Below are 24,120 nucleotides of genomic sequence, written 5' to 3' on the forward strand. Positions count from 1 at the left end.
ACGCACCGCCGCCGCCTCCTTCCCGCGCTACGCGCGGCACTCCGCAGGCGCATATTTCGCGGGCAGCGTCGCGGCATCGCCCGGCAACGGCCCGGCTCCCGGCGCCGGCAGCGACGACGCGTCCTTGCCGGCCGCGAAGCACTCCCACGCGATCGCGCCGGCCTGTATCGCCCCCTTTTTAAGCGGCACACGCGCGGTAGGCGCGTCGACCTTGTCGGGCGCGGACGGCACGAGCACCAGCGTATTCGTGCCGGCCGCGGCGACGCGGGTGGTGAACGCGACGGTGATCTGGCCGGTAGCGGCGTCGATCGCAACGGATTCGACGTTGCGGGTCGCGGCAGGCGGGCTGTAGCCGCCGTCGAGGCTCGCACCGCTCGCCGCGTTGTCGGCGACCGCGAGCCGCGCAGACGACGCGAGCGCGAGCCCCTCGCCGACGCGCGAACGCGCGAGGTAATCCTGGTACGCGGGAATCGCATAGGCGGCGACAACGCCGACGATCGCCAGCACGATCATCAATTCGATCAGCGTGAAGCCGGCCAACCGCCAGCGCGGCACGGGCCGGTTCGCGCGCCGCAGATCGGCGGCAACGCGACGGAACAGGGAAACGGAAAAGGCTTCGAACATGGCAGGCTCCGGAAACGAAAAACGCCTGCCGATCAAGGCAGGCGTTTCGATCGTAGCCAGCGGGCCGCGAAACCGGCAGTCGGCCGGACGGCCAGTCAGTGTGTGCGCGGCGCGCCGTGGCGCTTCTTGAGTGCGAAGCCGATCGCCACGACGAACAGCGCGCCGGCGATGCTCGCACCGTAGAGCACCTGCGGCGTATCGAGCACCGGCCAGCGGTCGCCGACCGGGTCGTTCACGATCAACCCGCCCGCGATCCAGCCGAGCAGCCCGGCGCCGAACGCCACGACGATCGGGAAGCGGTCGAGCAGCTTCAGCACCAGCGTGCTGCCCCACACGATGATCGGCACGCTGACGACGAGCCCGAATATCACGAGCGCGATCCGGTGCGACGGATCGGCCTGTTCGGCCGCGCCGGCGATCGCGATCACGTTGTCGAGGCTCATCACCGCATCGGCGATCACGATCGTCTTCACGGCATCCCACAGCCGGCTGGCTGGCTTGATGTCGTCGTGCGCGTCGCCGGCCGGCGCCATCAGCTTGATGCCGATCCACAACAGCAGCAGCCCGCCGCCGAGCTTCAGGAACGGTACGTCGAGCAGCGCGACCGCGAACGCGATCAGCGCGACACGCAGCAGGATCGCCCCCGCGGTGCCCCAGATGACGCCGCGCAACCGCTGGTTCGCCGGCAGGTTGCGGCAGGCGAGCGCGATCACGACCGCGTTGTCGCCGCCGAGCAGGATATCGATGACGACGATCTGGAGAACGGCGCCCCAATGCAGCGATGTCAGGAATTCGAGCATGGCGGTGAGGACAGGACAGCGGCCGCCTCGCAGGCGGCCCGGTTCATCGCCGGCACATGCGCGATGCATGCCCGGTGCTTACGAATTCATTGCGCGAGCATAACAAAAAACGCCGGCAAAGCCGGCGTTTTCTGCAGGACGAACCCAAGGGAAATATTACAGCGCCTTCTTCAGCAGACGGCCCATTTCCGACGGGTTGCGCGTGACGGTGATGCCGCACGCTTCCATGATTTCCAGCTTCGCTTCGGCCGTATCCGCACCGCCCGAGATCAGCGCGCCGGCGTGGCCCATGCGCTTGCCCGGAGGCGCCGTGACGCCCGCGATGAAGCCGACGACCGGCTTCTTCATGTTGTCCTTGATCCACTCTGCCGCATTGGCTTCGTCCGGACCACCGATTTCGCCGATCATCACGACCGCATCCGTATCCGGATCGTCGTTGAACATCTTCATCACGTCGATGTGCTTCAGACCGTTGATCGGGTCGCCGCCGATACCGACTGCCGACGACTGGCCGAGGCCGAGTGCCGTCAGCTGCGCAACGGCTTCATACGTCAGCGTGCCCGAACGCGACACGACGCCGATGCGGCCCTTGCGGTGGATGTGACCCGGCATGATGCCGATCTTCAGTTCGTCCGGCGTGATCGTGCCCGGGCAGTTCGGCCCGAGCAGCAGCGTCTTGCGGCCTTCGCGACGCATGCGGTCCTTTACTTCGATCATGTCGCGGACGGGGATGCCTTCCGTGATACAGATCGCGAGATCCAGATCGGCTTCGACCGCTTCCCAGATCGCAGCCGCTGCGCCTGCCGGCGGAACGTAGATGACCGACACGGTCGCGCCGGTTTCTGCCTTCGCTTCCTTGACGCTTGCGTAGATCGGAATGCCTTCGAAATCTTCGCCGGCCTTCTTCGGGTTCACGCCCGCGACGAATGCTTCGCGGCCGTTTGCATATTCACGGCAGGCGCGCGTATGGAACTGACCGGTTTTGCCGGTAATGCCCTGCGTGATGACCTTCGTGTCCTTGTTGATCAGAATCGACATGTATTTTGACCTCTGTTCGATTGGCGTCGCGTGCAAACCGCGCCGCCATGCGTGTTCATTAGCGCGCGCTTACTTGCCTGCGGCAGCCGCGACGACCTTCTGCGCAGCTTCTTCCATGCTGTCCGCCGAGATGATCGGCAGGCCCGAATCGGCCAGCATCTTCTTGCCGAGGTCCTCGTTCGTGCCCTTCATGCGCACGACGAGCGGCACGTTCAGGTTCACGGCCTTCGAACCGGCGATCACGCCTTCCGCGATCACGTCGCAGCGCATGATGCCGCCGAAGATGTTCACGAGGATCGCCTTCAGATCCGGGTTCTTCAGCATCAGCTTGAACGCTTCCGTGACCTTCTCGGTCGTCGCGCCACCGCCGACGTCCAGGAAGTTCGCCGGCTCGCCGCCGAACAGCTTGATCGTGTCCATCGTTGCCATCGCGAGGCCTGCGCCGTTCACGAGGCAGCCGATGTTGCCGTCGAGCGAGATGTACGCGAGGTCGAACTTCGACGCTTCGATTTCAGCCGGATCTTCTTCGTCCAGATCGCGGTACGCAACGATTTCCGGATGGCGGAACAGCGCGTTCGAGTCGAAGTTGAACTTTGCGTCGAGTGCGGTGACCTTGCCGTCGCCGGAGACGTTCAGCGGGTTGATTTCAGCCAGCGATGCGTCGGTTTCCCAGAATGCCTTGTACAGGCCTTGCAGGATCGCGCGCGCTTGCGGAATCGAAGCAGCCGGCACGCCGATCTTCGCGGCGAGGTCGTCGGCCTGAGCGTCGAGCAGGCCCGTCGACGGCTCGACGATGACCTTGTGGATCAGTTCCGGGTGCTTTTCGGCGACTTCTTCGATGTCCATGCCGCCTTCGCTCGAACCCATCAGAACGATCTTTTGCGACACGCGATCGACGACGAGGCTGACATACAGTTCCTGCTTGATGTCGGCGCCTTCTTCGATCATCAGACGGTTGACCTTCTGGCCTTCCGGACCGGTCTGGTGCGTGACGAGCTGCATGCCGAGGATCTGGTTCGCGTATTCGCGGACCTGCTCGATCGACTTCGCCACCTTCACGCCGCCGCCCTTGCCACGGCCACCGGCGTGGATCTGAGCCTTCACGACCCATACCGGGCCGCCGAGCTCTTCTGCCACCTTGACGGCTTCTTCAACCGAGAACGCCGGCTTGCCGCGCGGTACCGCGACTCCGAATTTCCGCAGGATTTCCTTACCCTGGTACTCGTGAATCTTCATGCGTGATTCCCTTCAGTCTGAGAGTTGGATGAAAAGTCGCTTAAGACGCTTCTTCGAATGATTTCCGTTCATTCCTTCGTGCTGCCTTCACCGGGCATATCCGGCCGAATCGGGCCATACCAGCGCGGGTAGTACTGCCGCACGACCTCGCCGTCGAACCGCAGCGCACGGCAGCGGCCGAGCTGGAAAGGCGGTTCGGCGTGCGCGCCGTCGTGATCCGGTCCTTCGCCGCCCTCTTCGCGCACGTTCCACACGTCACCGGCGAACGCCTGGATCGCTGCCGTCGGCAGCACGGCGCACAGTTCGGTGAGATGGGAGCAGCCTGCGACGCCGGCGAGCAGCCGGTTCGCGTTGCGGCGGAAATTGCGGAAGAGATTGAGCCCGATGAGGGCCCGATAGGCAGGAGGGGCGGATTGACAGTGACCGGGATAGGGCACCCATTCCGAAGACGCTTCGGCGTCGACGACATTGAGGTCACGATCGATGGTCACGCGCAGCCAGAGTTCGTGGATCGGCAGGCCTTGGGGCCGGATGCCCGACGCAAGCGCGACATCCCGCGGCTTGTGGTCGGTCAGGCAGGCTTCGATGTCCCACAAGCCGTCGCCGCGCTCGTAGGCTTCCGCTCGGATTGCGCGTCGATGTCGCAACTGACGGGGCACGGGCTCGGATAGCGGCATGCTGGAGGTTGAGGCCGAAGAGGAAAACCCACGGATTTTAGCATATTGGGTATTTGAGACAGTTTGACGCGACGGCGGGTATTCCCGCCTGTCCGGAAACGGTTGCATTGCAGCAATATCGCGCGTCACGCGCGCGACCGGCCGCTCAATCGTCGATCGGGAAATCGTCGCCCACTTTCAGCAACTTCACGATGGTCGCGCTCGAGAAGCCGCGCGCGGCGAGAAAGCGTGCCTGCTTCGCACGCTCGGCCGGCGTTTGCGGCAGTGCACCGAATTTCTTGCGCCAGACCGCCTGCGCACGCACCCATTCGGTCTCGCGCAGCTGCGCGTTCACTTCCTCGACGAGCGTGTCGCCGACTGCATGACGCTTCAGCTCGCTGACGATCCGCGCGACGCCGACACGCGATGCGCGGCGATGCACGAGGCTCTCGGCAAAGCGCGCGTCGGACAGCCAGCCTTCCTTTTCCAGCGCATCGAGCACCGGTTCGACGGATTCGTCTTCGCCGACGTAAGGCGCGAGCTTGCGCGCGAGTTCCGCACGACTGTATTCACGCCTCGACAGATAGCCGAGCGCGCGGCCCTTCAACGAGCGTTGCGGTTTTGACGACTTGCGTTCGGTGGCGCCCGGCGTGTCGCCTGATGACGCACTGGAAGAAGCGCCGGACGCACGGCGCGTGCGGCGTGGATGCTGGCTGCTGCGTGTGTAGACGTCTTCCCTTGCCGGCGCCGACGCGTCGGCGGCGCGATCGCCCGGGAAGCGGACACCGGACACGCGACGGCGGGAGCGGTCGTGTGCGTCGAACGATTCGCCGTCGTCGAACGGGTCGTCCGGCGCGGCAATCTCAAACGAAACGAGGGCATCATCGGATGCCCTCGTCGCGGTGCGGTTCGCGGCATGGCTGCCTGCAACCCGCCGGCCGGCGCCCGAGGATCCGGCTCGCCGGCCAGAGCGACCCGCCGCTTCGGGCGCGTCGCTCTCTTCCGGCTCGCCAGCCTGACCTCGGCGCGCAACCATCACTCTTCTTCGTCCATCGCCTCGGCTTCGTGGCTCACGCCATCGGGCATGCTGACGACACCGAGCGATTCGCGGATGCGGTTCTCGATCTCGCGTGCGATTTCCGGATTTTCGCGCAGGAATTCACGCGCGTTGTCCTTGCCCTGGCCGATCTTCTCGCCGTTATAGCTGTACCAGGCGCCCGCCTTGTCGACGATCTTCGCCTGCACGCCGAGATCGATGATCTCGCCCTGGCGCGAAATGCCTTCGCCATACAGGATGTCGAAGATCGCTTCGCGGAACGGCGGCGATACCTTGTTCTTGACGACCTTCACACGGGTTTCGTTGCCGATCACCTCGTCGTTCTTCTTGATCGAGCCGATCCGGCGGATGTCGAGACGCACCGACGAGTAGAACTTCAGCGCGTTGCCGCCCGTCGTGGTTTCCGGGTTGCCGAACATCACGCCGATCTTCATCCGGATCTGGTTGATGAAGATCACGAGGCAGTTCGTGCGCTTGATCGTGCCGGTCAGCTTGCGCAGCGCCTGCGACATCAGGCGGGCCTGCAGACCCGGCAGCGAATCGCCCATCTCGCCTTCGATTTCGGCCTTCGGCACGAGCGCCGCGACCGAGTCGATGACAATCATGTCGATCGAGCCCGAGCGCACCAGCGCGTCGGTGATTTCAAGCGCCTGCTCGCCGGTGTCCGGCTGCGAGATCAGCAGCTCCGGCACGTTCACGCCGAGCTTCGCGGCATATTGAACGTCGAGCGCGTGCTCGGCGTCGATGAACGCTGCGGTGCCGCCCAGCTTCTGCAGTTCGGCGATGACCTGCAGCGTGAGCGTGGTTTTACCCGACGATTCCGGACCGTAGATCTCGACGACCCGGCCACGCGGCAGGCCGCCGACGCCTAGTGCGATATCAAGACCCAGCGAGCCCGTGGAGACGACCTGGATATTCTCGGCCGCCTCGCCGTCGCCCATGCGCATGATCGACCCTTTGCCGAACTGCTTCTCGATCTGCGCGAGTGCGGCCGCCAGCGCCTTGCTCTTCTCGGCGGTCATCCCGGAGCCCTTCTTGCTATCTTCCATGAATCGTCCTTTGCTATGATGAGCAGCGTCTGTTAGAGGCGCGCCCGCTTTCAAGCGCCGCCGAATGCAGACACTGTATAAAAAAACAGTAGTTTATGCAAGCCCGCAATTCAGGGCGTTGTACACGAATAACTCCGGAGACAGCCGCGTCGGCGCGAATGCCCCGCCGGCCATCGGTCAGCAACATGCGAATCCTCATCGCCGAAGATGACAGCATACTCGCGGACGGACTCACCCGGTCACTCCGCCAATCGGGCTATGCGGTCGACCACGTGAAGAGCGGCGTCGATGCCGATACGGCGCTGTCGATGCAGACTTTCGACCTGCTGATCCTCGATCTCGGGCTGCCGAAAATGTCCGGGCTCGACGTGCTCAAGCGCCTGCGCGCGCGCAATTCCAACCTCCCCGTGCTGATCCTGACCGCCGCCGACAGCGTCGACGAACGCGTGAAGGGGCTCGACCTCGGCGCCGACGACTACATGGCCAAGCCGTTCGCGCTCAACGAGCTCGAGGCGCGCGTGCGCGCGCTGACCCGGCGCGGCGCGGGCGGCGGCCCGACCGTCGTGCGGCACGGCTCGCTCGCATTCGACCAGGTCGGCCGCATCGCGTATGCGAACGATCACGTGCTCGATCTCTCCGCGCGCGAACTCGGCCTGCTCGAAGTGCTGCTGCAGCGGATCGGCCGGCTCGTGTCGAAGGAGCAGCTCGTCGATCACCTGTGCGAATGGGGCGAGGAAGTCAGCAACAACGCGATCGAAGTCTACGTGCACCGGCTGCGCAAGAAGATCGAGCCGAGCGGTGTGCGGATCTCGACCGTGCGCGGCCTCGGCTATTGCCTCGAGAAGGTCGCGCCCGCCGCGCCGGCCGACGCGACAGCGCCCCAGCCCGCGGTGGCCGGCACGCCGCTGCGCTGACACCGGGCGTCGCCGCGATGGCCACGCCGGCCCACTCCCGCCCCCCGACCGGCGCACCGTCGTCGGCCGCCGACGAAGCGCGCGACGCGCGCTACGAGAACCCGTTCGCGCCGCCCGACGAAACCGAATCGCCCGAGGCACCGCGCCCGCGCTCGCTGTTCGGCGAAATCCTCGACTGGATGCTCGCGCCGCTGCTGCTGCTGTGGCCGATGAGCATCGCCGTCACCTACCTCGTCGCGAAGACGATCGCGAACAGCCCGTTCGACCGCGCGCTCGAAACCAACGCGTACGTGCTCGCCCGGCAGATCCATCCGGTGAACGGCGTCGCCGAGCTGACGCTGCCGGAGCAGACGCGCGACTTCCTGCGCGCGGACAACGTCGACAGCGTTTACTTCCAGGTGCTCGGCACGCGCGGCGAACTGGTCGCGGGCGAAGCCGACATGCCGCTGCCGCGCGACGAGGACCGCCCGCCGCCGGGCGTCGTCGTGTTCCGCGACGACCTGCTGCGCGGCAACGACGTGCGCGTCGCGTATACGACGGTCGCACTGCCGCAATCGGGCGGCACGCAGCCCGTGCTCGTGCAAGTCGGCGAAACGCTCGACAAGCGCAACGCGCTCGCGAACGACATCATCAAGGGCGTGATCCTGCCGCAGTTCGTGATCCTGCCGCTCGCGATCCTGCTCGTGTGGTTCGGGCTGTCGCGCGGGCTCGCGCCGCTCAACGCGCTGCAGGCGCACATCCGCGCGCGGCGGCCCGACGACCTGTCGCCCGTCGAGGCGCAGCGCGCGCCGCCCGAGATCGAGCCGCTCGTCACGTCGTTCAACGACCTGCTCGCGCGTCTCGAACAGAACATGGCGCTGCAGAAGCGCTTCATCGCCGACGCCGCGCACCAGATGAAAACGCCGCTCGCGGGCCTGCGCACGCAGGCCGAGTTCGCGCTGCGCCACCCGGTCCCGCCGGACGTGCAGCGCTCGCTCGAACAGATCGCGACCAGTTCCGAGCAGGCCGCGCGGCTCGTCACGCAATTGCTGGCGCTCGCGCGTGCCGAGAACCGCGCGAGCGGGCTCACGTTCGAACCGGTCGAGATCGCCGCGCTTGCACGGCGCGCGGTGCGCGACTGGGTGCAGGCCGCGCTCGCGAAGCGGATGGATCTCGGCTACGAGGGGCCGCCCGACGACGCACCGCTCGACGTCGACGGCAATCCGGTGATGCTGCGCGAAATGCTCGGCAACCTGATCGACAACGCGATCCGCTACACGCCCGAAGGCGGCCGCATCACCGTGCGCGTGCATGCCGACCCGGCGGCGCGGTTCGTGCATCTCGAAGTCGAGGATACGGGCCCCGGCATCCCGGCCGCCGAACGCGAGCGCGTCGTCGAGCGCTTCTACCGGATCCTCGGCCGCGAAGGCGACGGCAGCGGCCTCGGGCTCGCGATCGTGCGCGAGATCGCCACACAGCACGGCGGCACGCTGACGCTCGACGATCACGTCTACCAGCGCACGCCGCGCCTTGCCGGCACGCTCGTGCGCGTCAGCCTGCCGCTGACCGGTACGGCCCCGGATTAACCCTGACTCACGTGTCCGCGGCCCGGCGCAATTGCGTCGAAACCGGCAATTTACCGGGTGTTCACGGCATGATCGACACCAGAAGCAGCCGATTCGGCGCGGGTTAACGCGCAGTCGTTTTGTACGCGCGAGTCAGTCCGCCGTAAGTTTCCATGCCAATAATCGTCGACAGGCCCGCCCACCCAAGGCGGCCGCACATCTATATCAAGGGACTTGGAGACGATTCATGGCAACGTTAGGCGGGCAAATTTCGCACTCGCCGATGACGGGCGAAGAGAAGAAGGTGATCTTCGCGTCGTCGCTCGGCACCGTGTTCGAGTGGTACGACTTTTACCTGGCCGGTTCACTCGCGGCCTACATCAGCAAGAGTTTCTTTTCCGGCGTCAATCCGACCGCCGCGTTCATCTTCACGCTGCTCGGTTTTGCCGCCGGCTTCGCGGTGCGGCCGTTCGGCGCGATCGTGTTCGGCCGGCTCGGCGACATGGTCGGCCGCAAGCACACATTCCTCGTGACGATCGTGATCATGGGCGTCTCGACGTTCGTGGTCGGCTTCCTGCCCGGCTACGCGTCGATCGGCATCGCCGCGCCGGTGATCTTCATCGCGATGCGGCTGCTGCAGGGCCTCGCGCTCGGCGGCGAGTACGGCGGCGCGGCGACCTACGTCGCCGAACATGCGCCGGCGAACCGTCGCGGCTTCTATACCGCATGGATCCAGACGACCGCCACGCTCGGCCTGTTCCTGTCGCTGCTCGTGATCCTCGGCGTGCGTACGTTCATCGGCGAGGAAGCATTCGGCAGCTGGGGCTGGCGCGTGCCGTTCGTCGCGTCGATCCTGCTGCTCGCGGTGTCGGTGTGGATCCGGATGCAGCTGAACGAATCGCCGGTGTTCCTGCGCATCAAGGCGGAAGGCAAGACGTCGAAGGCGCCGCTGACCGAAGCGTTCGGCCAGTGGAAGAACCTGAAGATCGTGATCCTCGCGCTCGTCGGCCTGACGGCCGGCCAGGCCGTCGTGTGGTACACGGGCCAGTTCTACGCGCTGTTCTTCCTCACGCAGACGCTGAAGGTCGACGGTGCCAGCGCGAACATCCTGATCGCGATCGCCCTGCTGATCGGCACGCCGTTCTTCCTGTTCTTCGGTTCGCTGTCGGACAAGATCGGCCGCAAGCCGATCATCCTCGCGGGCTGCCTGATCGCGGCGCTGACGTACTTTCCGCTGTTCAAGGCGCTCACGCACTACGCGAACCCGCAGCTCGAGCTCGCGACGCAGAAGGCGCCGATCACGGTCGTCGCCGACCCGGCCACCTGCTCGTTCCAGTTCAACCCGGTGGGCACGTCGAAGTTCACCAGCTCGTGCGACATCGCGAAGAGCGCGCTCTCGAAGGCCGGCCTGAACTACGAGAACGTCGCGGCGCCGGCCGGCACGCAGGCCGAGATCAAGGTCGGCGACACGGTGATCCAGACCTACGACGGCAAGGCGACCGACGCGAAGGCGCAGGGCGCGGCGTTCGACAAGACGCTCGCGTCGACGCTGAAGGGAGCCGGCTACCCGGCGAAGGCTGATCCGGCGCAACTCAACTGGCCAATGACGATCGTGATCCTGACGATCCTCGTGATCTACGTGACGATGGTCTACGGCCCGATCGCGGCGATGCTGGTCGAGATGTTCCCGACACGGATCCGCTACACGTCGATGTCGCTGCCCTATCACATCGGCAACGGCTGGTTCGGCGGCTTCCTGCCGGCGACCGCGTTCGCGATCGTCGCGGCGAAGGGCGACATCTATTCGGGGCTCTGGTATCCGATCGTGATCGCGCTGGCCACGTTCGTGATCGGCCTGCTGTTCGTCAAGGAGACGAAGGACTCGAACATCTACGCGCAGGATTGAGGTTGTACGGGCGGGCGGGAAGCGGTTGCCGGACGGTCGTTCCGGCGGCCGGCAACCCGCCCCCACCTCCAGGTCGCCGTGGACCCACTGGCAACTTTTTTCACGGAAGATGGAAAAAGCTGTTGACAGCCCGGCGGTATGTCTACATAATTTGATTCTTCACGGCGAATTAGCTCAGTCGGTTAGAGCGACGGAATCATAATCCGCAGGTCCGGGGTTCGAATCCCTGATTCGCCACCAAATGCGAAAAGCCGCTGTTTCGAAAGAAACAGCGGCTTTTTTCATTGCTCCTCAAAATCACCCGTGCTCCGCGAGCGGCATGCGGCGTCAGCACCCGTTACTTCCGCCCGGCCTCGTCGCGCAGCCCTACGCCGCCACCGCCGCCTTTTCCTGCACCTTCCCGCGCCAGTTCTCCCCGCCCTCCAGCGACGGCGTCGACTCGAACACCTCGGCAATCCAGTCGGCAAACACGCGCACCTTCTGCGACAAATGGCGGTTGTGCGGATAAACGATCGAGATCGGCTTCGGCTTCGGATTGCAGTCCGGCAGCACCTCGACCAGCGAGCCGTCGAGCAGGTTCGGCAGCACCATGAACAGCGTCGGCTGGATCATCCCGAATCCTTCGAGCCCGCACGTCACATAGGCATCCGAATCGTTGACCGTGACGCCGCCGTTCATCCGTACCTCGAACGGCTTGCCGTCGATCATGAACACCCACGGGATCGCCCGCGCGCCGTGGCTCGACCGAAAATTCACCGCATGGTGTTCGGCGAGATCGGCAATCTCGTGCGGCTCGCCGTGAAGGGCGAGGTAATCGGGCGACGCGCAGGTCACGCGCTTCAGCATCCCGATCCGCCGCGCGACCATCGACGAATCCTCGAGCGGCCCGACGCGGATCATGCAGTCGATGCCCTCCTCGACCGGATCCACATAGCGGTCGGACAGCCCCAGCTCGAGCGTGATGTCCGGATAGCGCTGCCGGAAAATCGACAGCGACGGCAGCACGATGCGGCGCCCGAGCGAGCTCGGCATGTGGACGCGCAGCACGCCGCTCGGCTTGCGGTTGCCGGTCTGGAAACTCGCGTCGGCTTCGGCGATTTCCGAGATGATCTTCATGCAATGCTCGTAGTACGCGGCGCCCTCCGGCGTCAGCGACAGCCGGCGCGTCGTCCGGTGCATCAGGCGCACGCCGAGCAGCGCTTCGAGATTCTGGATGATGGTCGTCACCGACGCGCGCGGCATCGCGAGCGTATCGGCTGCCCGCGTGAAGCTGTTCGCGTCGACCACACGAGTAAAAACTTCCATTGCCTGGATTCGGTCCATGCTGCATCCCCCATCGGATCGCCAACGGAACAGAATAAAGCGCGCGGCAGGCCCGGCACAAGCCCCCGCCTATTGTTCTTCGATCCTGAATAGTTTCGGCATTTCGGACTGGAAACCGACCGGTTTCCGTTCAGTCCCGGACAGGCCGGATAGCAACCGCGCCGGCCCCGGTCACGCGCCGTGCGTCACCGCACGAACCGCTCGCGATAACCCTGCGGCGACACGCCCAGCACGCGCACGAAACTGCGCCGCAGCGTCTCCTCCGAACCGAAGCCGCAACGCGCGGCGATCCGCTTGACGGGCCATGCCGTTTCGCCGAGCAGGCGCTGCGCAGCCTCGACACGGATCTGCTCGACCGCTCGCGCGGGCGTACGGCCGGTTCCCGCGCGATAGTGGCGCACGAAGCTGCGCTCGCTCATGCTTACGCGCCCGGCCAGCGCGGGCACCGACAGGTCGGCCGTCAGGTGCTCGGCCATCCATGCGTGCAGTTCGCCGAACCGGTCGTCGGTGCGTTGCATCGACAGCATCGCGCTGAACTGCGCCTGTCCGCCGGGGCGCTTCAGGAACACGACGAGTTCGCGTGCGACGTCGAGCGCGGTCGCGCGCCCGAGATCCTCCTCGACCAGCGCGAGCGCGAGATCGATGCCGGCCGTCACGCCGGCCGACGTCCACAGCGCGCCTTCGCGGATGAAGATCGGGTCGGATTCGACGCGCACGTTCGGGTAACGCGCCGCGAATTCGTCGCAGCGCGCCCAGTGCGTGACCGCGCGCCGCCCGTCGAGCAGGCCGGCCTCGGCGAGCAGGAACGCGCCGGTGCAGACCGACGCCACGCGCCGCGCGCGCCCGGCCTGCTGCCGCACCCAGCGCACCACCCGCGCATCCTTCGACGCCGCATGCACGCCCTTGCCGCCGGCAACGATCAGCGTATCGGGATGGCGCGCGGCCGAGCGCAGCGACTCGGCCATCACGACGAGGCCCGACGACGTTTCGACGGGCCCCGCTTCGACAGCGACGACGCGCGGCGCATACGGCGCCGGCTGCCCGCGCTCCAGCGCGAGTTCGTTGACGGAGGCGAACACCTGCAGCGGCCCCGTCACGTCGAGCAGTTGTGCACGCGGGAACGCGAGGACCAGGATCGAGCGCGGGGCGGCAGGCATGGCGATTGGCTGAAAACGTGGGTGATATGGCAATTTCGCCAAACACTACGCGCCTAGAATCGATCTGTCCATCCCGTGCCGGCGACGGCGCATGTCACTTCCACACGGAGTTTTCGCATGACCCTGCACATCGGCCTGCTCGTGTTTCCGGGCGTCCAGCAACTCGACCTCACCGGCCCGCACGACGTGCTCGCGTCGCTGCCCGACGCGGCCGTCCATCTGGTCTGGAAATCGCGCGACGCGGTCGCGTCGAGCAGCGGCCTCGCGCTCGCGCCGACCTGCACGTTCGACGACTGCCCGCCGCTCGACGTGATCTGCATTCCGGGCGGGATCGGAATCAACGAGCTGCTGCTCGATGCCGACACGATCGCGTTCGTGCAGCAACGCGCGGCCACCGCGCGCTACGTGACGTCGGTCTGCACGGGCGCGCTGCTGCTCGGCGTGGCCGGCCTGCTGCGCGGTCGGCGCGCGACGACGCACTGGGCGTTCCACGCGCTGCTCGAACCGTTGGGCGCGGTGCCCGTGCGTGCGCGCGTCGTGCGCGACGGCAACCTGATCACCGGCGGCGGCGTGACGGCCGGCATCGACTTCGCGCTGACGATCGCCGCGGAACTGGCCGGCGACGAAGAAGCGCAGGCGATTCAGCTGCAGCTCGAATATGCGCCCGCACCGCCGTTCGACGCCGGTTCGCCCGACACCGCGCCGGCCTCGGTCGTGAAGCGCGTCACCGAACGCTCGGCGGCCGGCTTCGCGAAGCGCAAGGCGATCGTCGAGCAGGCACTGCGCGCGATGTCGCGCTGAATGCGGACCCCGGGGAACCCATCGATGAACATCATCCGGAGTGCGAAATTCACGGCGGAGCGCGCGTGGGGCGCGCTCGACATCGCGAACCTGAACGGCATCACGGTCCGGCTGCACTGGACCGACACACCCTATCGATGGCACGTGAACGATGGCGAGGAGGTATTCGCGGTGCTCGACGGCCGTGTCGAGATGCGCTACCGCGAAGCCGGCGTCGAGCACGCGACGGTGCTCGAGACAGGTGACGTGTTCCACGCGACGGCCGGTACCGAGCATGTCGCGCATCCGCTCGGCGTGGCACGCATCCTCGTGATCGAAACCGAAGGCAGCGTCTGACGGCTGGCGGCGGCACATCGAGAACGCGTGGATGGGCACCGCATCCGCGCGCCGGGTTTCAGCCCGAAATCGTCCCCGTTCCCTGCGACGGAATCAGTTTCGGCAGCGGCGTGCAGGCGCACTGACACAGGTCGTGTTCGAGCGCGACGACCTTGCCCATCACGGTCATCGTCCGCTCGCCGCCGTCCGACACGATCACGCCCGTCGTCTTGCATGCGGCGCAGAACACCGGTGCGCCGAGATAGGCGAGTTCGCGTCCGTCGAACGACGCATTGGCGATCCCTTCGAGCACCACGCCGCCATGGTCGGTCGTGTCGCCCTTCAGAATGAATTTGCGGCTCATGATGTCGGTTCTTCCCTCGGAAACGCGCCGCAACGCGACAGCGCGGCCGCGCACGGGCAATCGGAATCCGCCCGTCGGTCGCGGGCGTCCCGCGAGCTTATCACCGCCAGCGGCACGCGCGCCCGTCAGAATTTGTGCCGCATGCCGATCCGCGCCTCGAACTGGCGGTCGTTCGCGGACGCGCCGGGGCCGTTGATCGCGGCGACCGCCGCCCGCCCCGTCGAATCGGTGCCCGACGCGCGCTGATAGACGGCGGTCAGGTACACGTCGGTGCGCTTCGACAGGAAGTAGTCGAGTCCCGCCGCGACCTGGTGATAGGTCGCGCCGTCGCGGCCGTTCACGCCACCGCCGCGCGTGTAGTCGTACGCGACACCGCCGAACAGGTAGGGCGTGAACTGGTAGCGCACGCTCGCCTCGACATTGTTGAACACCGCATTGCCGGACACGCCGCCCGGGTTCGGCCCGGACGACAGGTCGCCGAGCTGGCGGAACGACGTGTTCGTGTACATCGCGCCGAACGTCACCGCGCCGATCGCGTACGTGCCGCCCGCCGCCGCGACCTGCAGCGTGCGCGCCGACGCATAGCCGGAATACACGGGCGACAGCATGTTGTTGCCCGGCACGCCGCCCGTGACCGGCGCGGGGCTGCCGGTCGTGCCGAAGAACGACACGTTCGGGTTGCGCGCATTCAGGTAGCCGGCCGCGACCGCGAGCGGCCCGCGCGTGTAGCCGGTCGTCATCGACCACACCTGGTTGCGCGTCGCCGCGCCCGCGATGCCGCCCACGCCGTACATGGCCGCGAAGCGGAATCCGCCGTAGTCGTTGCTCGTGAACTTGATCGCGTTGTTGGTCGAGTTCGCGTTGTTCACGTTGTCGAGGTCGCCGGGGTGCGCAACCATGTAGCCGCCGAACAGCGCGGCGGCCTCGAGCGGCCCGAGGAAGTCGACGTTGGTGTCGTACTGCCGCCCGAGCGTGACGGTGCCGAACGGCCCCGACAGCCCGACGAACGCCTTCTTGCCGAAGATCAGCCCGCCCTGCCCGAGCTTGCCGGTGCTCGGATCGAAGCCGTTCTCGAGCGTGAAGACCGCCGCCAGCCCGCCGCCGAGATCCTCGACGCCGCGCAGCCCCCAGCGGCTCGCCTGCTGCACGCCACCGAGCATCCGCCACGCCGGCTTGCCGCTCACGGTACCGTTCGGGCCGGCGACGGCGAGGTTGCTGGTGTAGGTCAGCCCCTCGTCGATAATGCCGTACAGCGTCACGCTGCTCTGTGCGTGCGCCGCACCCGCGATCAGCGCGACACCCGCGCCTGCCAACAGCCGTTTTTTCATCGGAAGATCTCCATTGCGCGGGTCGAATGGCAAAACGCAGGCGTGCGCGTCCCCCGCAGGCGCGCGGCCTGCTCCGGTGCGAACCGGAACGGTCAGGGGTGCATCGGGGAAGACGGCTAGCGCATCGCGTCGGCGACGACCGCGGGCGGGGTCCAGCGGCGGCCAGCGGCGACTTCGTACGCGTGGCCGAACTGCAGCACGCCCCAGTCGTCGCGGTAGCGACCGACGATCTGCATGCCGATCGGCAAACCGGCCGCGCCGAAGCCGCACGGCACCGACAGGATCGGCGCCTCGGTGGACGACAGGTACCAGCACACCCGCATCCAGTCGATGTACGACGTACTCGCGGCGCCCTGCACGTGCGCGGGCGCGCGCAGGTCGACGTCGAACGGCATCACCTGCGTGGTCGGCAGCACGTAGAACGCGTGGCGCTGCATGAACGTACGCATCCGCTCGAACAGCCGCGTCTTGCGCACGAACATGCGGCCGAGATCGGCGGCCGTCAGCGAGCGATGCAGCCGGTATTCGTCGTGAATCTCGGGTTTCAGCGCCGCGCGCTGCACATCGTCGAATCCGTCGACCAGCGTGCCGATCATCCATGCGCGCTCGATGCGGAACACGTCCTCCGCATCCGACAGATCGGGATCGTCGAACTCGACTTCACAGCCGAGCGCCGCGAACACGCGCGCCTGCGCGTTGACCGCCTGCTCGATCTCGGGATCGACCGGCACGCCAGGCAAGCCGCGTGACATCGCGATGCGCGTGCCGCGGAAGTCGCGTTCGAGCGGCTGAGCGAAGCGCGCGCCCGGTTCCGCGAGCTCGGTCGCGGTCTCGCCGCTCGGCCCGGCGATCGCCGAAAGCAACAGCGCGGTATCGGCCACGTCGCGCGCCATCGGCCCGTCGACGCCGAGCGTCGTCCAGCCGTTCAGGTCCGGCGCGCGCGGCACCCGGCCCGGCGACGGCCGCAATCCGACGACGCTGTTCCAGGCCGCCGGATTGCGCAGCGAGCCGCCCATGTCGCTGCCGCAGGCGAGCGCGTTCATCCCGCACGCTAGCGCGGCCGCCGCGCCGCCGCTGCTGCCGCCCGCGGAACGCGTCAGGTCCCACGGGTTGCGCGTCGCGCCGAACACGTCGTTGAACGTATGCGACCCGGCGCCGAATTCGGGCGTGTTCGACTTGCCGATCGTCAACGCGCCGGCGCTTGCGCAACGGCGCACGACGAGCGCGTCATGCTGCGGCACGTGATCGGCGAACAACGGCGAACCGTAGGTCGTGCGCACGCCGCGCGTCGCGGTGAGATCCTTCTGCGACACCGGCAGCCCGTGCAGCGGCCCCTGCCATTCGCCGCGCATCCAGCGGGCGTCGATGTCACGCGCACGGGCACGCAGCACGTCGGGATCGACGACGGTCACGAGCGCGTTCACGCGCGGGTTGACCGTTGCGATCCGTGCGAGATGCGCGTCGAGCAGGTCGCACGCGCTGATCCGGCGCGTCTTCAGCAGGTCGAGCATCGTGCGGGCGGACAGGTCGCACAGGTCGCCGGCCGTGACGTCGGCGGGCGGGGACGAAAGCGAAACGGTGGCGGTCATACGGTTCGGAGCGAAGAGGAAAGAAGGAAGCGGCGGCGATCACGCATCGTGTTCGCTGCGATCCGACGCGAACGCGAGCGCGACGAGCGACAGCACGCCGCAGACGATCACGTACCACGCGGGCGCCGCGGGATTGCCGGTCGCGCCGATCATCCACGTGACGATGAATTGCGCGAAGCCGCCGAAGATCGACACGCCGCCCGCATACGCAATCGACAGCGCGGTGGCGCGCGTGCTCTTCGGGAACAGCTCGGCGAGGATCACGCCGTTCGCGCCGGCGTTGACCGAATGCAGCGCGGCCAGCAGCATCACGACCGCATACATCGTCGCGATCGACGGCACCGCGCGGATCAGCCAGAAGCCCGGCAGGATCAGCACGGTCAGCGCGATGCGCGACCACAGTGCGACGCGCTTGCTGCCGATGCGGTCCGACAGCCGCCCGCCGACGGGCGCCGCGACGAACATCACCGCGCCGGACAGGATCCCGCACCACAGCGCGGTATCCATCGGCAGGTGCAGCACCTTGATCGCGTACGTCGACATGTAATACAGCACGATGAAGTGCGCGGCCGTGCCGCCGACCACGAGGCCGAGCGCGGTCAACACCGCGCCGCCGTCGCGCCGCAGCACGGTGCCGAGCACCGCCGACGAGCGCCGCGCGGCGGCGGCCGGCGCGTGCTGCTCGATCGCGCTGAAGCGTGCGCGCAGGTAGAGGCCGATCGGCGCGATCAGCACACCCAGCAGGAACGGCACGCGCCAGCCCCACGATTCGAGCGAGGCGGTATCGAGGCAATACGACAGCAGGAAGCCGACGAACGAGCCGGCCAGCGCCGCGGCGCCCTGGCTCGCGAACTGCCAGCTCGTGTAGTAGCCGCGCTCGCCGGCTGGCGCGCGCTCGGCGAGCAGCGACGTCGATACGCCGACCTCGCCACCGGCCGAAAAACCCTGCAGCAGCCGCGCGACGACGACCAGCACGGGCGCCGCGACGCCGATCTGCGCATAGGTCGGCAGCACGCCGATCATCCCGGTGCCGATCGCCATCGTGACGAGCGTGAGGTTCATCGCGGGCACGCGGCCGAAGCGGTCGGCGACGAGCCCGATCGCGACGCCGCCGACCGGCCGCGCGATGAAGCCGACGCCGAAGGTCGCGACCGACATCAGCAACTGCTGCTGCGCGGAGACCGCCGGGAAAAACAGTTTGCCGAGCAGCACCGCGAAGAAGCTGAACACGGTGAGGTCGAAAAATTCGAGGCCGTTGCCGATCGTGATGGCGACGATCAACTGACGATTGGACGGGGATGCGGCAACGTCGCCGACATGCCCGCCGAACATGCTGTCCGCTCGGGGCGCCTTCATGAAGGTGTGTCTCCGTACTGGTTGTGCGTATCGTGTGCGCGGCCCGTTCGACGGCCTGCGCATGCAGTCTAGGCATTCAAAATACGCAGCCCGGAGCGACATTTTTCGATCGTGATAACGCACGGTTATCACGTGCTTTCCACGCGGCGGCGCGGTGTAGGATACGAACGTCGCCACTGCCGCCGCGCCCCGCCACGCCGTGAAACACCACCAGCTCCGGGCACTTGCCGCCATCGCCGAACACGGCAGCCTGCGCGCGGCCGCGCGCGCGATCCACCTGTCGCAGCCCGCTTTGACGAAGGCGATCCGCGAACTCGAACTCGATCTCGGCGTGCCGCTCGTCACGCGCAACGCGCGCGGCGCGCAGCTCACGCGTTTCGGGCAGGCCGTCTACGCACGCGCGCGGCTGATCCTCGCGGAGATGCAGCACGCGCGCGACGATGTGATCCAGTTGTCGGGCGGCAAGGAAGGTGCGCTCGCATGCGCGCTGACGCCGCTGATGTCGCTCGGCTTCCTGCCCGCCGCGCTCGACGCATTCCGCCAGCGGATGCCGACGATCCGCCTCGACGTGCGCGAAGGGTTTCTCGACACCGCGCTGCCGCGGCTGCGCGACGGCTCGCTCGACTTCGTGATTGCGATCGTCGACGCGACACGGCTGTCGCCGGAATTCACGTTCCGGCCGCTGCTCGAATCCGAACTGATCCTGATGACGCGCGCAAGCAATCCGCTGCGTCACTGCACGTCGCTCGCGCAGCTGCAGGATGCGCAGTGGATCCTCAATACGTCACCGGAAAGCATCGGCCGGCTGCTGCAGGACGTGTTCGTCGCGCACGGCTATCCGGCGCCGCAGCCGATCGTCGAATGCACGTCGTTCAGCGCGGCGTTTTCGCTGTCGGTGCATACCGACACCGTGTCGTGCGTGCCGAAGCGCTTCATGGAAGTCGACTGGATTCGCGAGCGGATGGTCGCGATCGACGTGGAAGAAACGATTCCGGCCGTGTCGGTCGGCGTGCTCACGCGCCGTGACGCGCTGAACACGATTGCCTGCGACTACCTGATCCACTGCTTCGTCGAGGCCGTGCGCCGGCACGATCGCGCGAAGCTGCTGTGGCGGTAGCGCCGTCGCTCAGACGAACAGCGCGATGCACAGCGCGGCGCCGCACAGATACGTGCCGAGCGCGCCGATGAAACGCACGGGATTCGGGTTGGCCATCGTCGGCCACGCGAGCAATCCGATCACCAGCAGGCAGCGGCACACGGTTGCCGCGACGATCAGCGCGAGGATTCCGCGCGACGGATCGTGCGCGCCGGAATAGAGAAACAGCACCGCGAGAAACGGCGCGTATTCGGCCGTGTTGCCGTGCGCACGCACGATCTTGTGCAGCCCGTTCTCCGGATCGGGCGCACACCCGCTTCCGGTGGTGTGCCGAAAGCGCGTGACGGACACGACGAGCCCGAGCCCGAACAGCAGCAGCCCGAGGATGGCCGTGCACACGAGCGCGACGGGATGGATCGTCATGAGACTCCGGGCGTCAGCGGAAATGCGCCGCACATCCGGCGATCCTACTCGCCGCCGGCGCGCGCGGCTATCGCGGAAACCCGTAGCGCCGCCATGCGGCGACGACCATTTCCTGAACGGGTTCCGGCCCGATTTGCAGCGGTGCCGCAGCGCACGAAACCGGTGCGTCGTCCGCCAGCCCGGCTGCGCGAGCCTGCCCGCCGGCATCCCTGCCGCGCGGACGCCTCCGCGCCAGACGCGCAAACGTTACGCCACGACGGCGTGCGCCACCGCACCGCAGCGCAGGCTGCCGTGCATCGCAGGCACGCGCGTTGCATCCACGCATCTCGGTAGTCAACCGCCCTTGGCAGCCCGCTGCGGAGGACTACACTAATCCTTAATGGGGTGCGGCCGGACAACCCGCGCCCTCAGGGAGACGCCGCCATGAATCGGCCGCTGAATCGTATCCTGCCGCGTGTGACCGGCCTTGCATCGGTCTGGACGTGGGTCAAGTGGTCTTTGCTCGCCGCACTGCTGATCGCGGTGGCGATCGTTGCGCGGCTCGTGCAGACCGAGATCGAAACGTCCCGGATGCAGGCGCACTACCTGTCCGAGCTCACCCGCGACGTCGGCTACACGGTCGAAACGGGCCCGAGCGATCACATCCGCTTCCCCGCGAACGGCCCGTACGACCAGCGCTTCGGTTACGCGCTGATTCCGGCGTTCCAGCAGCGGCTGCTCGCACGCGGCTTCGTCGTCAGCAAGCAGGCGCGCGATTCGCAGCGGATGCTGTCGCTCGGCGATCGCGGGTTGTTCCTCCCTTACGAAGAGAAAGACCAGACGGGCCTGATGCTGTTCGATTCGACCGGCTCGCCGCTGTTCGCGACCGTGTTCCCGCAGCGCGTCTATGCCGACTTCGACACGGTGCCGCACGTGATCACCGACTCGCTGCTGTTCATCGAGGATCGCTACCTGCTCGACGCGAACGAGCCGAACCGCAACCCGGCGATCGACTGGGGGCGCTTCAGCCGCGCGCTCGCCGACCAGGCGCTGCACGTCGTCAACCGCCATCAGGCGCGCCCGGGCGGCAGCACGCTCGCGACGCAGATCGAGAAGTTCCGCCATTCGCCCGAGGGCCGCACCGCGACGCCGCCGGAGAAGCTGCGGCAGATCGCGTCCGCGTCGGTGCGCGCGTACCTGAACGGCCCGCAGACGATGCTCGCGCGCCGCACGATCGTCGTGCGCTACCTGAACTCGGTGCCGCTCGCCGCGCGGCCGCACATCGGCGAAATCACCGGCATCGGCGACGGTCTCGCCGCGTGGTACGGCCGCGACCTCAACGACGTGAACCGGATCCTGTCGGCGCCGACCACCGGCGACAACGTCGACGAACAGGGCAAGACGTTCCGCGAGGTGCTGTCGCTGATCATCGCGCAACGCGCGCCGTCGTACTTCCTCAATCGCGGCTACCCGGCGCTGCAGAAGCTGACCGACAGCTACCTGCGGCTGCTGTCGACCGGCGGCGTGATCTCGCCGGCGCTGCGCGATGCCGCGCTCGCCGCGCAGATCGAACGCAGCGCGCCGCCGGCCGCCGCGCACGTGCAGTCGTTCGTGTCGCGCAAGGCGGTGACGTCCGCGCGCGCGTCGCTGCTGTCGGCGCTCGGCATCAGCGACCTGTACCAGCTCGACCAGCTCGACCTGCAGGCGACGAGCACGCTCGACAACGGCGTGCAGCAGGCCGTCGCCGCACGGCTCGCGCTGGCGTCGACGCGCGACGGCGCGCAGGCCGCCGGGCTGTACGGATTCGAAATGCTCGCGCCGAAGGACGACCCGTCGCACCTCACGTACAGCTTCACGCTGTACGAGCGCCGCAACGGCGCGAACATGCTGCGCGTGCAGACCGACAGCGTGAACGAGCCGTTCGACGTGAACCGCGGCGGCCGCATCAACCTCGGCTCGACCGCGAAGCTGCGCACGCTGATCACGTACCTGCAGATCGTGTCGGACCTGCATGCGCGTTACGCGAACCTGTCGAACGCGGAGCTTGCGCGCGTGAAGCCCGATCCGATCGACGGGCTGTCGCACTGGGCGCTCGACTACCTGTCGCATACGCGCGACCGCTCGCTGCAGGCGATGCTCGACGCGGCCGTCGAACGCAAGTACTCGGCGAGCCCCGACGTGTTCTACACGGGCGGCGGCGCGCAGGTGTTCTCGAACTTCGAAAAGTCGGACAACGGCCGCATCCTGACGCTGCACGCGGCGTTCGAGCACTCGGTCAACCTGGTGTTCGTGCGGCTGATGCGCGACATCGTCCACTACGAGACGCTGCAGGCGGCCGGCCCGTCGTCGTCGTGGCTCAACGATCCCGTGCAGCGCCAGCACTACCTGCAGCAGTTCGTCGACGGCGAAAGCCAGGTCTACGTGAAGCGCTACTACACGCGCTATGCGGGCAAGGCGCCCGACGAAGCGCTCGCGCTGATGCTGAAGGACGTGCGCAAGTCGCCGCCGAAGATCGCGACGGTGCTGCGCAGCGTCGCGCCGAACGAATCGCTCGCGTGGTTCGATGCGCAGATGCGCGCGCAGCTGAAGGGCACGCCTGCCGCGTCGCTGTCCGACGACGATCTCGCCGCGCTCTACGCGAAGTACGCGATCGACCGCTTCAACCTCAACGACCGCGGTTATATCGCGAGCGTGCATCCGCTCGCGCTGTGGACGCTCAACTACCTGCGCGCGCACCCGGCCGCGCCGCTCGCCGACGTCCAGCGCGACAGCCGCGACGCGCGCTTCTACACGTATTCGTGGCTGTACAAGACGCGATACCACGCGACGCAGGACCGGCGCATCCGCCGCATGGTCGAGCTGCGCGCGTATGCGGAGATCACGAAGTCGTGGCGCGCGCTCGGCTACCCGTTCGCGGAAGTCACGCCGTCCTATGCGGCCGCGATCGGCGCATCGGGCGACCAGCCCGATGCGCTCGCGAAACTGATCGGCCTGATCGCAAACGGCGGCCAGAAGGCGCCGACCGAAACGATCACGCGGCTCGATTTCGCGCAGGGCACGCCGTACGAAACGCGCTTCGTGCGCGCGGCTGCCCAGCCGCAGCCGATGCTGTCGCCGGAAATCGTCAACGTCGCGCACACGCTGCTGCGCGACGTCGTGCTCAACGGCACCGCGCGCCGCCTCGCGGGCGGGCTCACGCTGCCGGACGGCAAGACGCTCGATGTATACGGCAAGACGGGCACGGGCGACCAGCGCTTCAACGTCTATGCGCGTGGCGCGCGCCTGATCGAGTCGCGCAAGGTCAACCGCAGCGGCACCTTCGTGTTCGTGATCGGCGACCGGTTCTTCGGCGTGCTGACGGCGACCGCGCACGAGCCGTACGCAGCCCGCTACGACTTCACGAGCGCGATGGCCGTGCAGTTGCTGAAGTCGATGGCGCCGGCACTCGCGCCGCTGATCGAACGTCCGGCCAACGCCGGCACGCGCACCGCCGGCCCCGCGCCGCAAGCGGAAACGCCTGCGCCGGGCACGGCGGCCGTGCAACCGTCCTGATCGCGGCGCGTGT

At 67.3% G+C, this 24,120-nt stretch carries 21 protein-coding genes and 1 tRNA gene; 8 read left to right on the forward strand and 14 right to left on the reverse strand.

Annotated elements, in window-relative coordinates:
• Positions 1 to 27: 27 nt before the first annotated feature.
• The 7 genes from ACWMMN_RS14055 to recA all read right to left on the reverse strand — a co-directional run bounded on the left by ACWMMN_RS14055 (position 28) and on the right by recA (position 6,460).
• Complete coding sequence (locus ACWMMN_RS14055; RefSeq protein ID WP_059233296.1) at positions 28 to 624, reverse strand: pilin; 597 nt, start codon at positions 622 to 624, stop codon at positions 28 to 30.
• Between the two features lie 95 nt (positions 625 to 719).
• Positions 720 to 1,424, reverse strand: a complete 705-nt coding sequence (locus ACWMMN_RS14060; protein ID WP_059236632.1) for a TerC family protein — start codon at positions 1,422 to 1,424, stop codon at positions 720 to 722.
• A 156-nt stretch (positions 1,425 to 1,580) separates the two neighbouring features.
• The gene (sucD, locus tag ACWMMN_RS14065) at positions 1,581 to 2,462 is read right to left on the reverse strand and encodes a succinate--CoA ligase subunit alpha (RefSeq protein ID WP_006477916.1); all 882 of its coding nucleotides are present in this window, start codon (positions 2,460 to 2,462) and stop codon (positions 1,581 to 1,583) included.
• Between the two features lie 69 nt (positions 2,463 to 2,531).
• Entirely contained in the window at positions 2,532 to 3,698 is a 1,167-nt protein-coding gene (sucC, locus tag ACWMMN_RS14070; RefSeq protein ID WP_059233295.1) for an ADP-forming succinate--CoA ligase subunit beta, read from the reverse strand.
• Between the two features lie 68 nt (positions 3,699 to 3,766).
• Positions 3,767 to 4,375 carry a DUF2889 domain-containing protein gene (locus ACWMMN_RS14075; protein ID WP_059233294.1) on the reverse strand — a complete coding sequence of 203 codons (609 nt, stop codon included), beginning with the start codon at positions 4,373 to 4,375 and terminating at the stop codon, positions 3,767 to 3,769.
• A 145-nt stretch (positions 4,376 to 4,520) separates the two neighbouring features.
• Entirely contained in the window at positions 4,521 to 5,390 is an 870-nt protein-coding gene (gene recX / locus ACWMMN_RS14080; RefSeq protein ID WP_059233293.1) for a recombination regulator RecX, read from the reverse strand.
• Entirely contained in the window at positions 5,390 to 6,460 is a 1,071-nt protein-coding gene (recA, locus tag ACWMMN_RS14085) for a recombinase RecA (RefSeq protein WP_059233292.1), read from the reverse strand. The genes recX and recA overlap by 1 nt, the downstream gene beginning before the upstream one ends.
• A 185-nt stretch (positions 6,461 to 6,645) precedes the next feature.
• On the opposite strand from recA, the gene ACWMMN_RS14090 reads away from it, so the two are divergent.
• The 4 genes from ACWMMN_RS14090 (at position 6,646) to ACWMMN_RS14105 (ending at position 11,064) form a co-directional block, all read left to right on the forward strand.
• On the forward strand, positions 6,646 to 7,374 hold the full coding sequence (locus tag ACWMMN_RS14090; protein ID WP_059233291.1) for a response regulator transcription factor: 729 nt from the start codon (positions 6,646 to 6,648) through the stop codon (positions 7,372 to 7,374).
• Between the two features lie 17 nt (positions 7,375 to 7,391).
• Positions 7,392 to 8,939, forward strand: coding sequence for a sensor histidine kinase (locus ACWMMN_RS14095; RefSeq protein ID WP_174993150.1), 1,548 nt, complete (start codon positions 7,392 to 7,394; stop codon positions 8,937 to 8,939).
• A gap of 226 nt (positions 8,940 to 9,165) precedes the next feature.
• A complete protein-coding gene (locus ACWMMN_RS14100) occupies positions 9,166 to 10,824 on the forward strand; it encodes an MFS transporter (RefSeq protein WP_059233289.1) in 1,659 nt (552 codons plus the stop codon).
• Positions 10,825 to 10,987: 163 nt separating this feature from the next.
• Positions 10,988 to 11,064: transfer RNA gene (locus ACWMMN_RS14105), tRNA-Met, on the forward strand.
• A gap of 126 nt (positions 11,065 to 11,190) precedes the next feature.
• Here the strand turns inward: ACWMMN_RS14105 and ACWMMN_RS14110 are convergent.
• Both ACWMMN_RS14110 and ACWMMN_RS14115 read right to left on the reverse strand, forming a co-directional pair.
• Positions 11,191 to 12,147 (reverse strand): LysR family transcriptional regulator, encoded by a 957-nt coding sequence (locus ACWMMN_RS14110; protein WP_059233288.1) that lies wholly within the window; start codon positions 12,145 to 12,147, stop codon positions 11,191 to 11,193.
• 185 nt (positions 12,148 to 12,332) lie between these two features.
• The gene (locus ACWMMN_RS14115; protein ID WP_174993156.1) at positions 12,333 to 13,304 is read right to left on the reverse strand and encodes a GlxA family transcriptional regulator; all 972 of its coding nucleotides are present in this window, start codon (positions 13,302 to 13,304) and stop codon (positions 12,333 to 12,335) included.
• 117 nt (positions 13,305 to 13,421) lie between these two features.
• Between ACWMMN_RS14115 and ACWMMN_RS14120 the strand changes: the two genes are divergently transcribed.
• Together ACWMMN_RS14120 and ACWMMN_RS14125 are read left to right on the forward strand one after the other, a co-directional pair.
• Positions 13,422 to 14,105 (forward strand): DJ-1/PfpI family protein, encoded by a 684-nt coding sequence (locus ACWMMN_RS14120; RefSeq protein ID WP_256085243.1) that lies wholly within the window; start codon positions 13,422 to 13,424, stop codon positions 14,103 to 14,105.
• A gap of 24 nt (positions 14,106 to 14,129) precedes the next feature.
• On the forward strand, positions 14,130 to 14,441 hold the full coding sequence (locus ACWMMN_RS14125) for a cupin domain-containing protein (RefSeq protein ID WP_174993158.1): 312 nt from the start codon (positions 14,130 to 14,132) through the stop codon (positions 14,439 to 14,441).
• A 58-nt stretch (positions 14,442 to 14,499) separates the two neighbouring features.
• Here ACWMMN_RS14125 and ACWMMN_RS14130 read toward each other — a convergent pair whose 3' ends face one another.
• From ACWMMN_RS14130 to ACWMMN_RS14145, 4 genes are all read right to left on the reverse strand, one after another.
• Positions 14,500 to 14,784 carry a PAAR domain-containing protein gene (locus ACWMMN_RS14130; protein ID WP_174993159.1) on the reverse strand — a complete coding sequence of 95 codons (285 nt, stop codon included), beginning with the start codon at positions 14,782 to 14,784 and terminating at the stop codon, positions 14,500 to 14,502.
• A 125-nt stretch (positions 14,785 to 14,909) separates the two neighbouring features.
• Positions 14,910 to 16,112, reverse strand: a complete 1,203-nt coding sequence (locus ACWMMN_RS14135; protein ID WP_486422776.1) for a porin — start codon at positions 16,110 to 16,112, stop codon at positions 14,910 to 14,912.
• A 116-nt stretch (positions 16,113 to 16,228) separates the two neighbouring features.
• Positions 16,229 to 17,701 (reverse strand): amidase, encoded by a 1,473-nt coding sequence (locus tag ACWMMN_RS14140; protein WP_486422777.1) that lies wholly within the window; start codon positions 17,699 to 17,701, stop codon positions 16,229 to 16,231.
• Positions 17,702 to 17,740: 39 nt separating this feature from the next.
• On the reverse strand, positions 17,741 to 19,057 hold the full coding sequence (locus ACWMMN_RS14145) for an MFS transporter (protein ID WP_059233282.1): 1,317 nt from the start codon (positions 19,055 to 19,057) through the stop codon (positions 17,741 to 17,743).
• Between the two features lie 199 nt (positions 19,058 to 19,256).
• Between ACWMMN_RS14145 and ACWMMN_RS14150 the strand changes: the two genes are divergently transcribed.
• Complete coding sequence (locus tag ACWMMN_RS14150; RefSeq protein WP_174993163.1) at positions 19,257 to 20,174, forward strand: LysR substrate-binding domain-containing protein; 918 nt, start codon at positions 19,257 to 19,259, stop codon at positions 20,172 to 20,174.
• A gap of 9 nt (positions 20,175 to 20,183) precedes the next feature.
• Here the strand turns inward: ACWMMN_RS14150 and ACWMMN_RS14155 are convergent, their stop codons facing one another.
• Positions 20,184 to 20,576, reverse strand: coding sequence for an MAPEG family protein (locus ACWMMN_RS14155; protein ID WP_486422778.1), 393 nt, complete (start codon positions 20,574 to 20,576; stop codon positions 20,184 to 20,186).
• A gap of 423 nt (positions 20,577 to 20,999) precedes the next feature.
• Between ACWMMN_RS14155 and ACWMMN_RS14160 the strand changes: the two genes are divergently transcribed.
• On the forward strand, positions 21,000 to 24,107 hold the full coding sequence (locus ACWMMN_RS14160; RefSeq protein ID WP_174993165.1) for a transglycosylase domain-containing protein: 3,108 nt from the start codon (positions 21,000 to 21,002) through the stop codon (positions 24,105 to 24,107).
• The last annotated feature ends 13 nt before the right edge of the window (positions 24,108 to 24,120 follow it).

It is taken from the genome of Burkholderia cepacia complex sp. TUM26381, from assembly GCF_057439935.1.